The organism is Aeromonas sp. 602396 (genome assembly GCF_049173735.1).
In the GTDB taxonomy this organism is placed as follows: domain Bacteria; phylum Pseudomonadota; class Gammaproteobacteria; order Enterobacterales; family Aeromonadaceae; genus Aeromonas; species Aeromonas veronii_A.
The window spans coordinates 113,307-129,348 of sequence record NZ_JAAKSD010000016.1 but is presented as its reverse complement, the minus strand read 5'-3'; the positions used below and the strand labels follow the sequence as shown (position 1 = coordinate 129,348).

Genomic DNA, 16,042 nt, shown 5'->3' with positions numbered 1-16,042 from the left:
GAAAATCAAAAATTGTTTTTGATGCTCGATGCTGTGAGTGCCCACACAGATTGCTTGATTCAAATTGTTAAAGAGCGTCACGCTTGTCGCGTTGAGGTGGCGTATAATACCCTCCTCACTCCGAAAGTCAAGCGATTGTTTTCGCTTTTCTTTCGGCGCCCACTTCGCTAGGAAGCTGGCTCATCAGGTTGGCGTGTTCCGCCGTGCTGGTAGGGGCGCATTATAGGGGGCGGCGCTGCGATGACAAGACTTTTTTTGAAGATAATCACGAAAATTTCAAATTATTCAATTAGAAACAGCTTATTCAGTGTATATATACAATGTTATCCACAATCCGGTTATTTCACTCCCATTTTAGCGTCATTTATGTCGCCTTCAGTGACCTTGGGAATGCCATACTGGAGCCGATAACCTCTCCCGAGTGGTCCATGGTAGCGCCAATCAGGAAAGCTGGTTACCATGGAGGTGAATATAGTGTTGCACCTTTTTTGCTTTCATTTACAAAAGGTCTTTTAAGATGAATTTATCCAAGTTTCCCGTATATATGCAGGCCGCAATCCTTGCTCTGGTATTGGCAGTGGTTGGCTACCTGGTTGCCCAGGCCCTGCAGTTCTCTTTGAAAGCGGAAGTGATTTTTGCAGCAGGTCTGGCCATCGGCGGTTTCGTGGTACCGCTGTTCCTGAAGCGAACCCCGGCTAATGTTGCCGAGTCGATCGCCAATCAGGAGACTTGCACCTTATATGTAGGCAACCTGCCCTATCGCGCCAATGAGATCGCAGTGCGCGAATTGTTTGCCGAACAGGGCCAGGTCATTTCCGTGCGGTTGATGAAAGACAAGGCAACCGGCAAGCGCAGAGGTTTCGGTTTCGTGGAGATGCCCGCCGCCGATGCCGCCAAAGCGATTGCCGCTTTGAATGATAAAGAGTATCAGCAGCGCACCCTCAAGGTGCGTGAAGCGAATGACAAACGTGATAAAGAGGAAAGAGAAGGTAGCGAAACTGACGCCTAACCGCTCGTCAGTACTTCACCTCTTCCAGTGATGACAGCCCCCATGCTTGCAAGGGGGCTGTCAGTTTTTGAGCCTCCCCATCCAGCCGGGTACAGTAAGCCCTGGCAATTACCTCTTCTATATGTACAGGCTGCACGGTGGCATGCCCGCCATTGTTCAGCAACCAGGCCACCCGTTTGGCAACAGCACTGCCCGAGTCAATAAGCTGGCATTGCGGCATCAGTTGCCCAATCTCTTCATTAAGTAGCGGGAAGTGAGTACAACCGAGCACCAGCGTATCCGGCTGCTCTTCCCCATCCAGCCAGTCGGCCAATACCTCGCGCAGCAACGCCATATTGACCGGCAAGCCCGCCAGCTTGTGTTCGGCTTCTATGACCAGCTCGGTGGTGCCCTTGAGCAGCACCCGCTTGCCGGGAGCAAACTGGGCGATCAGTTCGTGGGTATAGTCGCGGCTCACAGTGCCTGGCGTAGCCAGCAGACCGATACAACCATTGCGAGTCTGTGCAGCGGCAGGCTTGATGGCTGGCACCACCCCCACCACAGGAATATCCAGTGCCTCACGCAGGGCTGGCAGCGCTATGGTGCTGGCCGTATTACAGGCAATCACCACCAGATCGATATGATGACGGGCCACCATGGTGGTCACCAAGCGGGTGCAGGCAGCAATCAGGGCGGGCTCGCTCAATTCACCATAGGGGAAGTTGGCATTATCGAAGCAGTAGAAATAGTTGTGTGCCGGCAGAACGCGGCGGATCTCGCGGTAGATGGTCAGGCCACCCATACCGGAATCAAACACGAGAATATTGGCCACTTGAGCTCCCCTTTGCTGCAAGGCGGCGATCATACTCCCGCCTGCCGCCAATAGAAAAGGCCCTGCCAATAGCAGGACCCCAGATTTTTCCGCTTGGCCGGGTCCGGCTTAGAGTGAGTAATCCATCGTCACGTAGTAAGCGCGCTCATCGGCCGGATACCCCACTGCAGTCTGATACTCCTTATCCAGCAGGTTGTTGATCTTGCCAGATACCTTGAGCGCCGGAGTGACCTTGTAGCCGACCGCCAGATTCCACACGCTGTAGCCACCAAGTGTTGTGGTGTTGGCCACATCGCCATAGCGCTCACCCTGATAGATCCAGCTCAAGGAACCATCAAGCTGCTGCCACTGCGCCTGCGTCACCCACTTGGCCCCTTTGCGGGAGATCAGCTGTAACTGCCTGTCGGTTACCTTGTCTTTGGGATCCTTGTATTCGGCAGAGACCCTATGACTCAACCAGCCAGTGTCGAACTCCCCTTCCAGCTCGACACCTTCGATCCGTGCCTTGCCGACGTTCTGCGGCGTCCACATACCCAGGCTGTCAGGTGCCCACTGGATCATCTGCTCGAAGTCGTTGCGATAACCGGTCACTCGCCACTCGACACCCGCAGTTTGACCATCCAGCATCAGCTCGCTGCTCTTCGACTCTTCCGGCTTCAGGTTGGGATTGCCTGACCCCGGATAGTAGAGGTCGTTAAAGGAGGGGGCGCGGAAACCGGTGCCGTAGCGGGCACTCAGGCGGTAATCCTCGACAAAACGCCAGCCTGCGCCGGTCTGCCAGGTGTTGTGGCGGCCAAACTGCTCGTTGTCATCACTGCGGCCGCTCAGCTCGGCCTGCCAGGTCTGGTTGTCGAACTGGGCAAGGGCATAGAGGCCGGTATTGTCCCGCTCTTTGGCGTCGGCCGGATATGTGGCGCCGGAGGAGCGGGAGCGATCATCCAGTCGATCACTCTGCCAATCGGCCCCGCCTCCCAGCGTCCAGCTCTCGTTCAATTTCAAGCTGTTGACCCAGTTCAGGCTGTACTGGCGGGTGTAGGTTCGGTTATTGGCCTGATCACGGCCGCTATTGTCGAGATAGTCGTAGGCATCCTGTCTGGAGAAGGCGCCGCGCAGTTCGCTCAGATAGCGATCATCGTGATAGCGCGACCCCAGCTGATAGCTCTGGTTTTCAGTCCACGTTTCGGCTCGATGCGGCGCATAGTTTGTATCAGACCCCGCATACTGGGCCACATTGCGGAACCAGCGGGTCGTACCGAACAGATCCCAATTGCTGCCGAGCGCCTGCTGGTAGTCCAGCATGGCGTTGTAGCCCTGATGCCCGTGACGGTCACCATCGTTGATGCCGGGCAAGGGGTGTACGTTGTAACCCTCTTCATCATCAAAACCGCCAGCCACCTTGAGCTGACCCGCCTCACCTACCTGGCTGGCACTACTGAAAGCGGCCTGACGCTGTTGATGGGAACCAGCACCGATATTGAACTTGTGCTGATTTGTCCCCTTGTCGGGACGGGTAATGATGTTGATCACCCCACCGATAGCGTCGGAGCCGTAGATGGTGGCGCGCGGGCCGCGGATATACTCGATCCGCTCGACCTGATTGAGTGGCAGATTGTTCAGTTCGGTCATCCCGGCGGTCAAAGAGGCACTGCGCACCCCATCCACCAGCACCAGCGTCTGGGAAGAAGTGCCACCACGCACCCGCAGCGAGCTGAGCTGGCCTCGACCACCATTGCTGACCACTTCCACACCGGGCAGGGTCTTGACCACATCGGTCACGGTCTGGGCTTGCAGGCGATCGATCTCGTCCCGGGTCACCACATTGACCGGGGCAAGCACGCTGGAGGCAGGTTGGGCGACGCGGGTAGCGGTCACCACCATGGTGGGATTGACGGGAATGGTCAGCTGCTGGGCAAACGCTGCCGTCGGCAACAGGGCAGCCGCCAGAAATTTCTTCGACATGAGAGATCCTTAAGTTCGCGTAAGTATCTACTTCGTGGCCGGTTTCTCTCGGCCCGAAATACGAACTCTGGCAGGTCTTCGGGCTCGGGGGCTGATGGCCTACGGCGACGGCTTCCCGCCTGACGGCAGTGCCCTGATGTCGCTTCGTTCCCCCTTACCGCTGCGCGCCAGCTCCGGATTTTCACCGGATTCCCTATTAAGCATGATGCGCCAAAGCGGGAGGATTATAGGCAGAGCCAAGCTGGATGTATAGCCATCCAGATTTCTATTTCTTGCCAGCCAGCACCGTCAGCCGCAGCTGGGCCCCCTCCATTACCGCTTGTACCCCGGGATGGGAGAGATGGCGCCCTGCCGAGACCAGATAGTAAGAGAGTGTGACGTCGGTGAGGGTCGCAATCCGCTCCACTCCGTAGAGACGGCCAATCTCGTCAGCCATTGCCAGCGGTGCCGGGAAGATCCCCATCCCCGCCTTGCCGAACGACTTCATCAGGGTGGAATCATCAAACTGTCCCACCAGATGGGGATGAATACCCTGCTGGCGATACCACTCCAGCAGCCGATCGTGAGTGGCAGACTTCTCTCCGGGGATCAGCAGCGGCAAGCCCTCCAGCGAGGCGGGAAAACCGTCCCGCGCCCGCGCCGCCAACTCGGGGCTGGCAAACAGCGCCAGCGGGCTGCGCCCCAGCTCGTGGTTGTAGCCACGTACACCACTGTCGGGAGGAAGCGGGCGATCGATCAGCACCATATCCAGCTTGTGACGGGCCAGCTCGCTGAACAGCTGCTCGGCCCGCTCCTCGTGACACACCAGCCGCAGCGGCGTTGCCAGCGCCATAGCCGGAGCCAGCAGCTCGAACGCCAGGGTGCGGGGTACCGAATCGGCGATCCCCACCTGCATTGTCAGCTCCTGACTGGCGTGGCGCAGGGTGTGCTCCAGCTCGGCGCCGAGCGAGAAAATCGCCCCCGCCTGCTCCTGCGCCTGCCGACCCGCAGCGGTCAGCACCAGACGCCGCCCCACCCGGTTGAACAGCGCCACCCCGAGGGACTGCTCCAGCTCGGCCACCTGACCGCTGATGGTCTGCGGCGTGAGATGCAGCTGTTCGGCGGCCTGCGTCACGCTGCCGCAGCGCGCCACATGCCAGAAGTAGTAGAGCTGTTTGTAGTTGAGCATGCCGTTCCCTATCAGTTTTTACCGAACAACCATCAGCGAGAATCTGATTTTATCGAAACATTGCGGGCTCTAGCATGCAAACATTATCTGAACTGCCCTGCGAACCATCATGCTGGACGTTGTTGTACTCTTCTTTCTGTTTGGTCTGCTGGCCGGTTTGGTGCGCTCCGAGCTCAAGCTGCCGCCCGCCCTCTACGACACCCTCTCTCTCTTTCTGCTACTGGCCATCGGCCTCAAGGGCGGCGTCGGTCTGGCCCAGCAATCCCTGCAACCCCTGCTGCCGCAACTTGCGCTGGTGATCCTGCTCGGCGTGGTGCAGACCCTGCTCGGCTTTGCCGTGCTGCGCCTCAAGATGAACCGGGTGGATGCCGCCGCTACCGCCGCCCACTATGGTTCGGTCAGCGTCGCCACCTTTGCGGTCGGGGTGAACTGGCTCACCGAGCGGGGCATCAGCTTTGAATCCCAGCTCTCCATCTTCTTGGCTGTAATGGAGATCCCGGCCATTCTGGTGGGCATAGTGCTCGCCCGCGGCATCAGTCGCGAGACCCGCTGGCGCATGCTGGCCCACGAGACCTTCCTCGGCAAAGGGGTAACCCTGCTGCTCGGCGGCATGGCCATCGGCTATCTGGCCGGGCCGGACGGGATTGCCCCGCTCAAACCGCTGTTTGTCGACCTGTTCAAAGGGGCGCTGGCGCTGTTCCTGCTGGAGATGGGCCTTATTGTCGCCCGTCAGTGTCAGGACTTACGCAAGCATGGCTTCTTCCTGCTCGGCTTCGCCCTCTTGATGCCGCTCGCCTCGGCGGGACTGGGATTGGCAGCTGGCCAGCTGATGGGCCTCTCCCTCGGCGGACTAACCCTGCTGGCGACCCTGGCGGCCAGCGCCTCCTATATTGCCGTGCCGGCTACCATGCGCATCGCCGTGCCTCAGGCCAACCCGGGGCTGTCCCTCAGCGCCGTGCTGGGGGTCACCTTCCCGTTCAACATCATGCTGGGGATCCCGCTCTACCACAGCTGGGCCCGCCACTTCACGGAGTAGCCACATGCAGACCGAGACCCGCACCCTGCTGACCGTCATTACGGAAGCCAATCTGGAGCCGACCCTGCTGCGCACCCTCACCCGCGAGGGGCTGCGCGGCTACACCATCACAGATGCCCGCGGTCGTGGCGATCATGGCGAGCGCAACGCCAGCTGGAGCGAGAGCGGCAACATCCGGCTGGAGGCCATCTGCAGCCGGGAGCAGGCGGAGCGGCTGCTGGCCCATCTGCAGAGTCGTTACTACCCCGATTACGCCATGATCGCCTTTCTGCAACCGGTCGAAATCGTGCGACCCGAAAAATTCTGAGCCGGCTTGCCGGCTCTTTTTGTTTACCAAAAGCAAACGTTTAACAGCAAGGAACCAATACACATGAACACCCCTCCCCTGATCGGCTTGGTAATGGGCTCCGACTCCGACTGGCCCGTGCTGCAGGCCGCCGCCCGCATCCTCAAGGAGCACGGCGTGCCCTACGAGGCACAGGTGGTATCGGCCCATCGCACCCCGGATCTGCTGTTCGAGTATGCCGCCACTGCCCGCGAGCGCGGTCTGCGCGCCATCATCGCCGGGGCCGGTGGCGCCGCCCACCTGCCGGGTATGGTCGCCGCCAAGACCACATTGCCGGTGCTGGGGGTGCCCATCCCCTCCCGTCATCTCAAGGGGATGGACTCCCTGTTCTCCATCGTGCAGATGCCTAAAGGCGTGCCGGTCGCCACCTTCGCCATCGGCGAGGCGGGGGCTGCCAACGCCGCCCTGTTTGCGGTCTCCCTGCTCTCGGTCGCCCGGGATGACGACGCCCCCCACTACCGGCAGCAGCTCGACGACTTCCGCACCCGCGAGCGCGACCGGGTGCTTGCCCTCACGCTGGAGGAGCCGACATGATCCTGCCTCCCGCCACCCTCGGCATGCTGGGGGGCGGCCAGCTCGGCCGCTACTTCGTGATGGCCGCCCACCGCCTCGGCTACAAGGTGGTGGTGCTGGATCCCGATCCCGCCAGCATCGCCGGTGCCGCCGCCGATCATCATATTGTCGCCCCCTATGACGACACTGGGGCACTGGTCGAGTTGGCCAGCCGCTGCGAAGCCATTACCTGCGAGTTCGAGAACGTGCCCGCCGCCACCCTCGCGCTGCTCGAAAAACAAAAACCGGTACGCCCGGGCGCCAGCGCGGTGCGAATCTGTCAGGATCGCCGCGAGGAGAAAGCCTTTCTGCGCGGAGCTGACATCCCGGTCGCCCCCTATCTGGCGCTACTTCCGGAAGAGCCTATCCCCGCACAGGCCAGCGAACTCTTGCCCGCCATCCTCAAGACGGCCCGCGAAGGGTACGACGGCAAGGGACAGTGGCAGGTGAGTAATCTGGATGAGCTGGCGACGGCGCTGGCAGCTAGTGGCGTGCCCTGCGTGCTGGAACAACGGCTGGCGCTGGAGGGGGAGTTTGCCCTGACCCTGGCCCGCAGCCCGAGCGGCGCCATCAGCGCCCTGCCGCTGGTGCAGAACTGGCACAGCGGTGGCATTCTGGACCAGACCCGCTCCCCGGCCAATGTGCCAACGCTGGAGCGCGAGGCCAAAGGGATCGCTGAGCGACTGATTGCCGCCCTCGATTACGTCGGGGTACTGACGGTGGAGTTCTTTCTGGTGGAGGGGCGCCTGCTGGTCAACGAGCTGGCGCCCCGCCCCCACAACTCGGGTCATCCCAGCCTCGACAACGCCGCATGCAGCCAGTTCGAGTTGCAGGTGCGGGCCCTGTGCGATCTGCCGCTGCCGGAGCAAATCGCCGTGCGCCCCGCCCTGTTAATCAACCTGCTGGGGGATCTCTGGCAGAAGGGTACGCCAGACTGGGCCGCCCTGCTGGCGCTGCCCGGCCTGCATCTGCACCTCTACGGCAAGGGCGAACCCCGCCCCGGCCGCAAGATGGGCCATATCACGGTAACCGGTGATGAGTGGCCAACGGTGGAGGAGCGCTGCCGTCAGGCCCGCCAGCTGCTGGGGCTGGCGCCGTGCTGATCGACCATCGGAAATGCAAAGACCCGGGCATGGCCCGGGTCTCTGTTTTTGCTTGCTGTGGCAGGGAGACTTATCAGGCCCGCTCCACCGCTACCGGTGCCGGCAGGCGGATGGTGAGGGAGAGCACCAGCGCCACCACCAGCAACACCAGGATCAGGTGGAAGGTCGCCATAAAGCCGCCAAACAGGGAGGCCACGATGGAGCCGATGATGCTGCCCAGACCAAAGCCCAGATAGATGACGCCGTAGTTCTTGGTCAGGTTGTTGAGACCGAAGAAGTCGCTCACCAGCGAGGGGTAGACGGTGATGGTGCCACCGAAGCTGAACGCCACACAGGCCACCGCCACGAAGAAGAGGTTGGCATTGAGCGGCACGAACAGCAGCAGCGCCATGCCCGCCAGGGTAATCAGCTGGGCGATGGTGATGACCCGGATGCGGGACATCTTGTCGGAGAGGATCCCCAGCACCAGACGGCCACCCAGGTTGGCCATGGCGATGATGGCGACGGCATTGGCAGCGACCACGGCAGGCAGACCCACCATCTTCTCGCCGATATCCTTGGCCACGCCGATGACATAGAGGCCGCTCATGCAGGCGGTGAGGAACATCAGCGCCAGCATCCAGTACTGTGGTTTGCGCATCGCCTCGGCCAGAGTGAAGTCACGGCTCTCGCTCTGCTGCACGGAGGCGGCCTGCTTGGGCGCATCCTTCATCAGCATGCCGCCCACCAGCACCATGGACATCGCAATCAAGCCCCACAGCTGGAAGGTGGTCTCAAGGCCGGAGCTGGAGAGCAGCAGCAGGTTGATATATTTGAAACCGAGACTGCCGAGACCATAGGCACCGATGGAGCAGGCGGAGATCAGCCCCTTGCGCTCCGGGAACCACTTCACGCAGTTGGAGAGGGTCATCAGGTAGCCGGTACCGTCGGCAAAACCGACCAGAATGCCCGCGCAGAGGTAGAGCATGGCCAGATTGCTGGCATGGGCGGTGAGGAAGAAACCGATGCCGAGCAGCACGCCAGCCCCCAGGGTCACGTTGCGCACCCCGAACCGCTCCTGCAGTTTGCCCGCCATGGAGGAGGCGACCGCCAGCGACAGGCTGAGCAGGCCGAAGGCGAAAGCAACCTGACTCACCGGCTCGTCCAGCTTGTCGGAGAGCTGGGCGTTGAACAGGCTCCAGGTGTAGACAGAACCCAGTGCGAACTGGGTGATGATGGTACCGATCAGTGTCAGGTACCGGGTGCGGTTCATCTCTTTGGTCATGATGCGTCTCGGTCGATGGCCTTAAGGAAATTGAGGCCACTATAGGCAAGACGCAGTTCGCGCCGATCGATTAAGGCATGAAATGCAGATCGACGGGAATGAATGACAATCAGAGCCGCATCAGCTGACGGAACGCCTTGATGTTGCTGCGACTGACCGGCACCTCGAACGGCAGATCATGGAGCCGGATGAGATAGGTGCTGTTAAACCAGGGGACGATTTCGCGGATTTTGTTGATGTTGACGCAGTAGGAGCGGTGACAACGGAAGAAGCCCTCGGCAGGCAGGCGGCTGACAAACTCGCTGATGGTCATGGTCATCACGTAGCGATCATCGCGGGTGTAGACATAGGTGAGCTTCTCGTCGGCTTCCGCGTAGTAGATCTGCTCGCAGGGGGTGACGATGATGCGCTCCCCCTTCACCAGATTGACGGTGCGATTGTGCGCTGCCCCCGGCTCGCTCCCCCGCCCCACCAGCGACTTGCCTGCCTGCTCCAGCTTTTGCAGCAGGCTGATGAGGCGCGGCTCGTTGTAGGGTTTGAGGATGTAATCGAACGCCTCCAGCTCGAACGCCTCCACCGCAAACTCCTTGTAGGCGGTGACGAAGACGATGTGGGGCGGGTGACTCGACTTGTGCAGGTTCTTGGCCAGCAGCAGACCGTCGATGGAGGGGATCTGGATATCCAGAAACACCACGTCCACCTCGTGATCCTGCAGGTATTTGAACGCCTCCAGCCCATCCTCAAAGCTCGCCACTATCTCGATCTGGCTGTGCTGATTCACCAGATAGATGAGCTCCTCGCGAGCCAGATACTCGTCTTCCACAATGATCGCTTTCAGCATGACAACACCTCTCGCGGCACACACTTATCCTCAACCATGATGGCACTCAGCATGGCATCGACTCCTGATCCGGCAGATAGAAACTCACTTCGGTACCCGGCTCCAGCCGCTTGAGGTGCAGGCCATCGCCATAGAGCAGCTTGACCCGCTGATGCACGTTCATCAGGCCTATGCTGCGGCTCTCCACCCGACCGGCGGCCACCCCGTCGATCACCGCCTGACTGATGCCGTAACCGGTGTCCCGCACCGCTACCCGGATGCCGCCCGCCAGCTGCTTCACCTCGATGGTGACCCGACCCGGCGCGCTGCGGGGCTGAATGCCGTGCAGGATGGCGTTTTCCACCAGGGGCTGCAACAGCAGGCTCGGCACCTGAATGTGTACATCGTCCACCTCGAACACCACCTCCAGCTTGTCGCCGAAGCGGGCCTGCTCGATGGCCACGTAGTCACGCACCTGCTGCAGCTCCTCCTGAATGTCGATGAGTTCATCCCCCTTGTTGAGGTTGTAGCGCAGGTAGTCTGCCAGATTGGCAATGAGCTGGCGCGCCTGCTGGGGGCGAATGCGGATCAAGGATGAGATGGCGTTGAGGGCATTGAACAGGAAGTGCGGGTTGATCTTGCTCTGCAGCGCGGTGAACTCCGCCTTGCGGGTCATCTCCTTGAGCTGCTCGATGCGCGACACCTCCATCTGGGTGGAAATGAGCTGGGAGAGGCCCACCGCCATCTCCCGCAGGGAGCTGGTGATGCTGTGGGTGCGGCGGTAGTAGATCTTGAGGGTGCCGCTCACCGCGCCGTTTTCCCGCAACGGAATTATGATGACCGAGTGGAAATCGGAGAGATGATACTGGCGCAGATCGTTGTTGATGATGATCTGGTCGAGCAGCACCGCCTGCTGGGTCATGCCGCTGATGGCGTGGTGCTCCTCCAGCTCGTAGTAATCCTTGCCCACCCCGACATAGGCCAGCACATCACGGGTGTCGGTAATGGCCACCGCGTCGGCACTGATCTCGCTGCGAATAATGGCGCAGACCTGGCTCAGGGAGTGGCGGTCGATGTTCTGGAAGAAGGGCAGCGTCTTGTTGGCGATATCGAGCGCCAGTTTGGCCTGCTTGGCGGCAATCAGCTCCTTCTCGTCATCCAGATCCTGCACCAGCTTGATGATGAGGCCGATGCAGAGTGCCCCGGCGATCATCGGGTAAGCGATATGGCTGACGATCTCGACGCCCACCTCGTGCGGCTCGGTCAGCAGCCAGATGAGCAGCATGGTGAGCCCTTCACACAGCATCCCCGCCAGAATGCCGTAGAGCCAGAGCCGCGACTTGCGGCAGCGCAGATGCAACCAGGTGGCGAGCAGACCGGCGATGATGCTGGCGATAAGGCACGGGATGGAGGTGTGGCCATCCATGTCGATGAGGTAGCGGTGCAGGCCGGAGATAACCCCGGCCGGAATGCCGACCCAGGGGCCAAACAGGATGCCGCCGGAGATGATGGCGATGATCCGCACATTGATCAGCGCCCCCTCCACCGGAATGCCGGTGTAGGTACTGAACACCGCAAACAAACAGAAGATGGAGGCTACCAGCACCAGCTCAGCCGGGGTGTGATCCCGCTTCTGGAACAGCCGCTGGAACGGCCGGGTGCGGGTCAGGAAGAAGAGGGTCATCAGCATCAGCGCCGCCCGTTCGAACACCGCCAGCAGCATCATCTGATTTTCAAGCAAGAGTGAGATCCCGTATCAATGGAAAAGAGATGTATCGAGGTGCAAGATCATACCCCTTATCTCCTGCTGGCTCATTGCCGAATATCAGCTGACGGGTTCAGCTTTCTGGAATGGTGGCCGATAAGAGTAGGCTCCCGCCAAGTGGAGCCCAGTCCGACACAGGAGATAACTATGTTTCAGAAAAACATGGTGCTGGCATTGATGATTGGCTGCAGCAGCGACGCCGTTCACGCCAATGCGCAGGTGGGCCAGCTGAACTGGCAAGCCACCGCCAGCAAAGAGACCAACATGGAAGTATCCCTCACCCACCCCGGCTTCCAGCCCATCAACTCGGACCCGGTACAGGCCCCCGTCCAGAGCCTGGCTGCCGACCTCAGTCACCCGGATTTCAACACCACCTATCGACTGCAAGCCCGCAAACTCTATGGCACCCTGCCACAGCAAGACGGCAAAAAAATCCATTTGACCCTAAATGGACAACCGCTCTCCGAAACCCATCCCCTGCCCCTGACACAGGCGACCCGCTACTACCTGAGTTATCAGGCCCCCTCAGCCAGGCCGGACCAGGTGGGTGAGGCCGCCTATGAGCTGATGGTCTACTGGCTCGGTTGAGCAGTCTGAAGGCATGCCCCGCATGCCTTCAGGTTTACTCGTCCACGTTCTGGAGCCGAGTGGCGGCCAGCCTGACCACCTCGTAGTCCTGGCGCAGCCGTGCCAGCGCTGCCGGCAGCGTCTCTTCGTCGAGTGTCCAGGACTCTATCTCACCGCACGTGGCGACCAGTTTCAGGGTACCCATGATCCTGGCGCCGCCCTTGAGCCTATGCACCTTGTCCATGAAGCGGCCGACGTCCCCCGCCTGTGCCGCCTCCTGCAGACCCAGCAGGTCGTCATCACTGGCACGGACAAACTCGGCCAGCAGAGGCACCATCAGGGTCGACTGGTGCGCCGTCAGCGGCCCGAGGTATTGCCTTATCTCCCGCATGCAGGTGGCAATGTGGCTCTGATCTTCACGTTGCATATGTCGCCGCAGGCTCTGAGCGAGCGCCTCCAGTCCGATCGGCTTGAACAGGCAGTCATCCATGCCCGCCGACTGCCCCTCGTTGATCTGCTCCTGACGCGCATCGGCCGTCAGCCCGAGGATCACGCAGCGCGGCCAGCCTTGGCGCCGCTCCAGCGCCCGGTATTGCCGCGTCAGTTCGAAGCCGTTCATGCCTGGCATGTTGAAGTCGGTGATGACGACATCCACCCGGGTATCGGCAAGCTCCTGCAGGGCCTCCTCCCCCGAGGCCACGGCTTTGGCCTCATGCCCCAGATAGGCCAGTTGCTGGGTCACCAGCAGGCGATTGGCGGGGTGATCGTCCACCACCATAACCTTCAGCCTTCGCCCTTCCTCCACGGCCTGTCCCCGGTCGGCAGACGGGGGCGGCACCACGGCCGCGGCCATGGGCAACTTCATCTCGACGCAGACCAGGGTCCCCTGCCCGAGCTCGCTCTCCAGCACCAGGGAGCCACCCATGGACTCGCACAGGGAGCGCGAGATCATCAGGCCCAGACCGGTGCCGGACTGCTGAATGTGCTCTGGCTGGCTGGCCTGGCTGAACGGCTGGAACAGCCGAGCCTGCTCAGCGGGTGCTATCCCTATGCCGGTATCCCTGATGACGAGCTGCAGAGTACACCAGCCGTCGCTGACCCTGGAGCCCAACATCACCCTGACCGACCCCCGCTCGGTGTATTTGATGGCGTTGCTGATAAGGTTGGAGACGATCTGCTTGTAGCAACGGCCATCTATCTCTACCCAGTGCGCCTCTCCCGTCACCAGCTCCAGCCGCAGGTTTTTCTGCCTGGCCAGTGCGGTGAAGACGGTGACGACCGACTCGGTCAGGGCCACGATGTCGTGGGGCTCAGGCGCCAGCTCGAACCGGCCGGACTCTATCTTGGAGATATCTAGGATGTCGCCGATAAGGCTCAGCAGATCCTTTGCCGAGCCATGGGCAATGGTGAGGGACGCCTGATCCTCCTCGTGCAACCTACCCCGCTTGAGGGCCAGCTCCAGCAAGCCGATGATGGCATTCATGGGGGTGCGGATCTCATGGCTCATGGTCGCTAGGAAGGTGCTCTTGGCGCGGTTGGCCTCCTGGGCCTCCTGGCTGGCCACCGCCAGCTCATCCAGCAGGCGCACCCGTTCACTGACGTCGATCCAGCCCCCCACGCCCCCCTGCACCTTGCCTTCGAGATCGTAATAAGGCTGCACCCAGTGGTACACATCCACTGCGCCCGTTGGCATGATCAGGCGATGGTCTCCCTCCTGTGGAAGCCCGGTCTTCCGGGAGAGGGCCAGGTCTGCGAGCAGGGGGACAAGAAAAGGCCAGCGCGTTCGCACGTCATCCAGCCCCGTACCAAGCAGACTGACCTTGGGTTCCCCAAAGAAGCTCGCGTAACTGCTGTTGCACAGGACCAGCCCCCCTTCCAGATCCCGCGCATAGATGGGGTGGGGCGTCCCGTCCACCAGGTCGGCAATGAACTTGAGCTGGGTGCTCAGCGCCCCCTCCACCTGCCGCCGCTCACGCACCTGCTTGCGCAGCGACAATCCCCACAGGCCGACCCAAAGAGTCAACAGCAGGATCAGCGCGATGAAGCCCCCGAACTCCCGCACCAACTCCTGCCAGGAGATGGACTCCTGCTGGGCACTGACCCGCCAGCGGTTGGAGAGCCCCTCCAGCTCATCAGGAGGAATGATGGCGATGATCTTGTCTAGGATGTCCCGCAATATCTGATGATCGGGTGACACCGCAAAGGCGGCACCGATAGGAATGGATTCGAACAATTCCCCCGTGATGATCAGGCTGTCGGGGAATTTGCTGTTGATGTAGTACTTGGCCACCCGCAGCGGCAGCACGGTCACGTCGCACACTTCCGTTGCCACGCAGCGCAACGCATCTTCAATTCTGTCGAACTGCCGTGTCGTCAGCCTGCCGTAAGCCTCCGAGACAACTTGCGTCGTGATATACCCCTTGATCTCAGCCACGGTACCGGACTTGAGCAAGGTATCGGGCGACATGCCCTTGTGCCGCAGCCCCACCACGTAGGACAGGGGCTCGAGGACAAAGGCCCTGCTGAACAGATAGCGGTTCCTGCGATCCGCCGACGGACTCAGTACGCCTACGTCCACCAGACCGCCATCCAGCAGCTGGGTCATCTGCTCGGGCGTCTTGACGGGCACGACCTCGATCTCCACCCCCAGCTTAGCGCGAATGACCTGCAGCAGATCGGCGACCACTCCATGCATGGTGCCATTGACGTCGAGAAAGCTGAGGGGTGGCACGCCGCTGTTGACGGCAATCCGGATATTTTCCCGCCTGCCCAGCCATTCCCACTGCTCGCGGCTCAACCCGACCTTGCTGGCACCGATGGAGAGGCCTCCCCCATTCCAGCGCTTGGCCACTTCCGCCCGCTTGCTCTCTAGGATCTCCCCCAGCGCTATGTCTATTATTCTCTTGAGTCGCCGGTCTTTGGGATTGAGCGCAAAGGCAAAACCATTGGTATTGATATAAAGCGGCTTCAATAATTGAATGCTGCTCTGATAAAATTTGTTGACGATAAAGTTACCAGAGATCATATCCACCATGACAGCATCCGCCTGGCCATAAGCCACGGCGGAGAGCGCACTATAACGGGAGGGATATATTTTCACTTTATAATCTGACAAATAGCGCATGATGTCCGTATATGGCAAATAATACTCGGGGACTGCCACCGACTTTATTTCTCGTTCCCTTATAGCGATATTTTTATAAATGGCGGGATCATCTGCAATATATTTATCGGTCAACAGGAGTTGCTGCTCTTGCTCATAAGTGTTCGAGGCGCTCAGCAAGTCGATCTCCCCGCGCTTGAGCGCCTCGATGGCGGCCGCTCTGGAGGGGTATCCCTTCACCAGGATCTGGATATGCAGTAAATGGGTGAGCATGCCGACGATGTCGGCCGTCACCCCCTCATAGGCATTGGCACGAAGGGTGATGTCCATGGGGGGATTATCGGGTCTTGGCACCCCCAGGATCAGCCGCTCACGCTCCTGCAGCCAACGCCACTCCTCCCCGTGCAGCGGCAAGGGGCTGGCATCTAGGTACTCCCCGCCATCCCGCGAATAGACTTGCAGCAGCGGCTCTGCTTGCGCCCTGGCCGACAATGGCCAAGCACAGATCAGAACGAGCAGTAACAGCAGTGGTTTCATCG

Annotated in this window: 13 protein-coding genes and 1 riboswitch; of the genes, 6 read left to right on the top strand and 7 right to left on the bottom strand. The window is 60.7% G+C overall.

Annotated features, from left to right (window positions below; translation table 11 throughout):
- The first annotated feature begins 517 nt into the window (after positions 1 to 517).
- Positions 518 to 1,009 (top strand): RNA recognition motif domain-containing protein, encoded by a 492-nt coding sequence (locus G5229_RS17770; RefSeq protein WP_005339200.1) that lies wholly within the window; start codon positions 518 to 520, stop codon positions 1,007 to 1,009.
- A gap of 7 nt (positions 1,010 to 1,016) precedes the next feature.
- Here the strand turns inward: G5229_RS17770 and murI are convergent, their stop codons facing one another.
- From murI to G5229_RS17755, 3 genes are all read right to left on the bottom strand, one after another.
- Positions 1,017 to 1,820, bottom strand: coding sequence for a glutamate racemase (gene murI, locus G5229_RS17765; RefSeq protein ID WP_216979762.1), 804 nt, complete (start codon positions 1,818 to 1,820; stop codon positions 1,017 to 1,019).
- Positions 1,821 to 1,928: 108 nt separating this feature from the next.
- Positions 1,929 to 3,779 (bottom strand): TonB-dependent receptor domain-containing protein, encoded by a 1,851-nt coding sequence (locus G5229_RS17760; RefSeq protein WP_421209858.1) that lies wholly within the window; start codon positions 3,777 to 3,779, stop codon positions 1,929 to 1,931.
- A gap of 51 nt (positions 3,780 to 3,830) precedes the next feature.
- A riboswitch (cobalamin riboswitch) is annotated at positions 3,831 to 4,009 on the bottom strand.
- A 35-nt stretch (positions 4,010 to 4,044) separates the two neighbouring features.
- Positions 4,045 to 4,947: a LysR family transcriptional regulator gene (locus tag G5229_RS17755; protein ID WP_421209856.1), complete on the bottom strand. Its 903-nt coding sequence runs from the start codon at positions 4,945 to 4,947 to the stop codon at positions 4,045 to 4,047.
- A 109-nt stretch (positions 4,948 to 5,056) separates the two neighbouring features.
- On the opposite strand from G5229_RS17755, the gene G5229_RS17750 reads away from it, so the two are divergent.
- From G5229_RS17750 to G5229_RS17735, 4 genes are all read left to right on the top strand, one after another.
- A complete protein-coding gene (locus tag G5229_RS17750) occupies positions 5,057 to 5,983 on the top strand; it encodes a sodium-dependent bicarbonate transport family permease (protein WP_040069609.1) in 927 nt (308 codons plus the stop codon).
- 4 nt (positions 5,984 to 5,987) lie between these two features.
- Positions 5,988 to 6,290 carry a P-II family nitrogen regulator gene (locus G5229_RS17745; protein ID WP_005321666.1) on the top strand — a complete coding sequence of 101 codons (303 nt, stop codon included), beginning with the start codon at positions 5,988 to 5,990 and terminating at the stop codon, positions 6,288 to 6,290.
- 63 nt (positions 6,291 to 6,353) lie between these two features.
- Positions 6,354 to 6,863 carry a 5-(carboxyamino)imidazole ribonucleotide mutase gene (gene purE / locus G5229_RS17740; RefSeq protein ID WP_421209854.1) on the top strand — a complete coding sequence of 170 codons (510 nt, stop codon included), beginning with the start codon at positions 6,354 to 6,356 and terminating at the stop codon, positions 6,861 to 6,863.
- A complete protein-coding gene (locus G5229_RS17735; RefSeq protein ID WP_421209852.1) occupies positions 6,860 to 7,984 on the top strand; it encodes a 5-(carboxyamino)imidazole ribonucleotide synthase in 1,125 nt (374 codons plus the stop codon). The genes purE and G5229_RS17735 overlap by 4 nt, the downstream gene beginning before the upstream one ends.
- Before the next feature lie 73 nt (positions 7,985 to 8,057).
- On the opposite strand, the gene G5229_RS17730 is transcribed toward G5229_RS17735, so the two are convergent.
- From G5229_RS17730 to G5229_RS17720, 3 genes are all read right to left on the bottom strand, one after another.
- Positions 8,058 to 9,248: an L-lactate MFS transporter gene (locus G5229_RS17730; RefSeq protein ID WP_040069602.1), complete on the bottom strand. Its 1,191-nt coding sequence runs from the start codon at positions 9,246 to 9,248 to the stop codon at positions 8,058 to 8,060.
- Positions 9,249 to 9,357: 109 nt separating this feature from the next.
- Positions 9,358 to 10,089 carry a LytR/AlgR family response regulator transcription factor gene (locus G5229_RS17725; protein ID WP_421209850.1) on the bottom strand — a complete coding sequence of 244 codons (732 nt, stop codon included), beginning with the start codon at positions 10,087 to 10,089 and terminating at the stop codon, positions 9,358 to 9,360.
- Positions 10,090 to 10,135: 46 nt separating this feature from the next.
- Positions 10,136 to 11,809 (bottom strand): sensor histidine kinase, encoded by a 1,674-nt coding sequence (locus tag G5229_RS17720; protein WP_198303871.1) that lies wholly within the window; start codon positions 11,807 to 11,809, stop codon positions 10,136 to 10,138.
- Positions 11,810 to 11,980: 171 nt separating this feature from the next.
- On the opposite strand from G5229_RS17720, the gene G5229_RS17715 reads away from it, so the two are divergent.
- Positions 11,981 to 12,421 carry a hypothetical protein gene (locus G5229_RS17715; RefSeq protein ID WP_421209849.1) on the top strand — a complete coding sequence of 147 codons (441 nt, stop codon included), beginning with the start codon at positions 11,981 to 11,983 and terminating at the stop codon, positions 12,419 to 12,421.
- Between the two features lie 34 nt (positions 12,422 to 12,455).
- Here the strand turns inward: G5229_RS17715 and G5229_RS17710 are convergent, their stop codons facing one another.
- Positions 12,456 to 16,040, bottom strand: coding sequence for an ATP-binding protein (locus G5229_RS17710; protein WP_421209847.1), 3,585 nt, complete (start codon positions 16,038 to 16,040; stop codon positions 12,456 to 12,458).
- Positions 16,041 to 16,042 lie beyond the last annotated feature (2 nt).

What these genes read in the sequence shown, in the direction of transcription:
- G5229_RS17770 (WP_005339200.1), top strand. Translation starts at nt 518, where the DNA reads ATGAATTTATCCAAGTTTCCCGTATATATGCAGGCCGCAATCCTTGCT.
- G5229_RS17760 (WP_421209858.1), bottom strand. Translation starts at nt 3,779, where the DNA reads ATGTCGAAGAAATTTCTGGCGGCTGCCCTGTTGCCGACGGCAGCGTTT.
- G5229_RS17755 (WP_421209856.1), bottom strand. Translation starts at nt 4,947, where the DNA reads ATGCTCAACTACAAACAGCTCTACTACTTCTGGCATGTGGCGCGCTGC.
- G5229_RS17750 (WP_040069609.1), top strand. Translation starts at nt 5,057, where the DNA reads ATGCTGGACGTTGTTGTACTCTTCTTTCTGTTTGGTCTGCTGGCCGGT.
- G5229_RS17745 (WP_005321666.1), top strand. Translation starts at nt 5,988, where the DNA reads ATGCAGACCGAGACCCGCACCCTGCTGACCGTCATTACGGAAGCCAAT.
- purE (WP_421209854.1), top strand. Translation starts at nt 6,354, where the DNA reads ATGAACACCCCTCCCCTGATCGGCTTGGTAATGGGCTCCGACTCCGAC.
- G5229_RS17735 (WP_421209852.1), top strand. Translation starts at nt 6,860, where the DNA reads ATGATCCTGCCTCCCGCCACCCTCGGCATGCTGGGGGGCGGCCAGCTC.
- G5229_RS17730 (WP_040069602.1), bottom strand. Translation starts at nt 9,248, where the DNA reads ATGACCAAAGAGATGAACCGCACCCGGTACCTGACACTGATCGGTACC.
- G5229_RS17725 (WP_421209850.1), bottom strand. Translation starts at nt 10,089, where the DNA reads ATGCTGAAAGCGATCATTGTGGAAGACGAGTATCTGGCTCGCGAGGAG.
- G5229_RS17715 (WP_421209849.1), top strand. Translation starts at nt 11,981, where the DNA reads ATGTTTCAGAAAAACATGGTGCTGGCATTGATGATTGGCTGCAGCAGC.
- G5229_RS17710 (WP_421209847.1), bottom strand. Translation starts at nt 16,040, where the DNA reads ATGAAACCACTGCTGTTACTGCTCGTTCTGATCTGTGCTTGGCCATTG.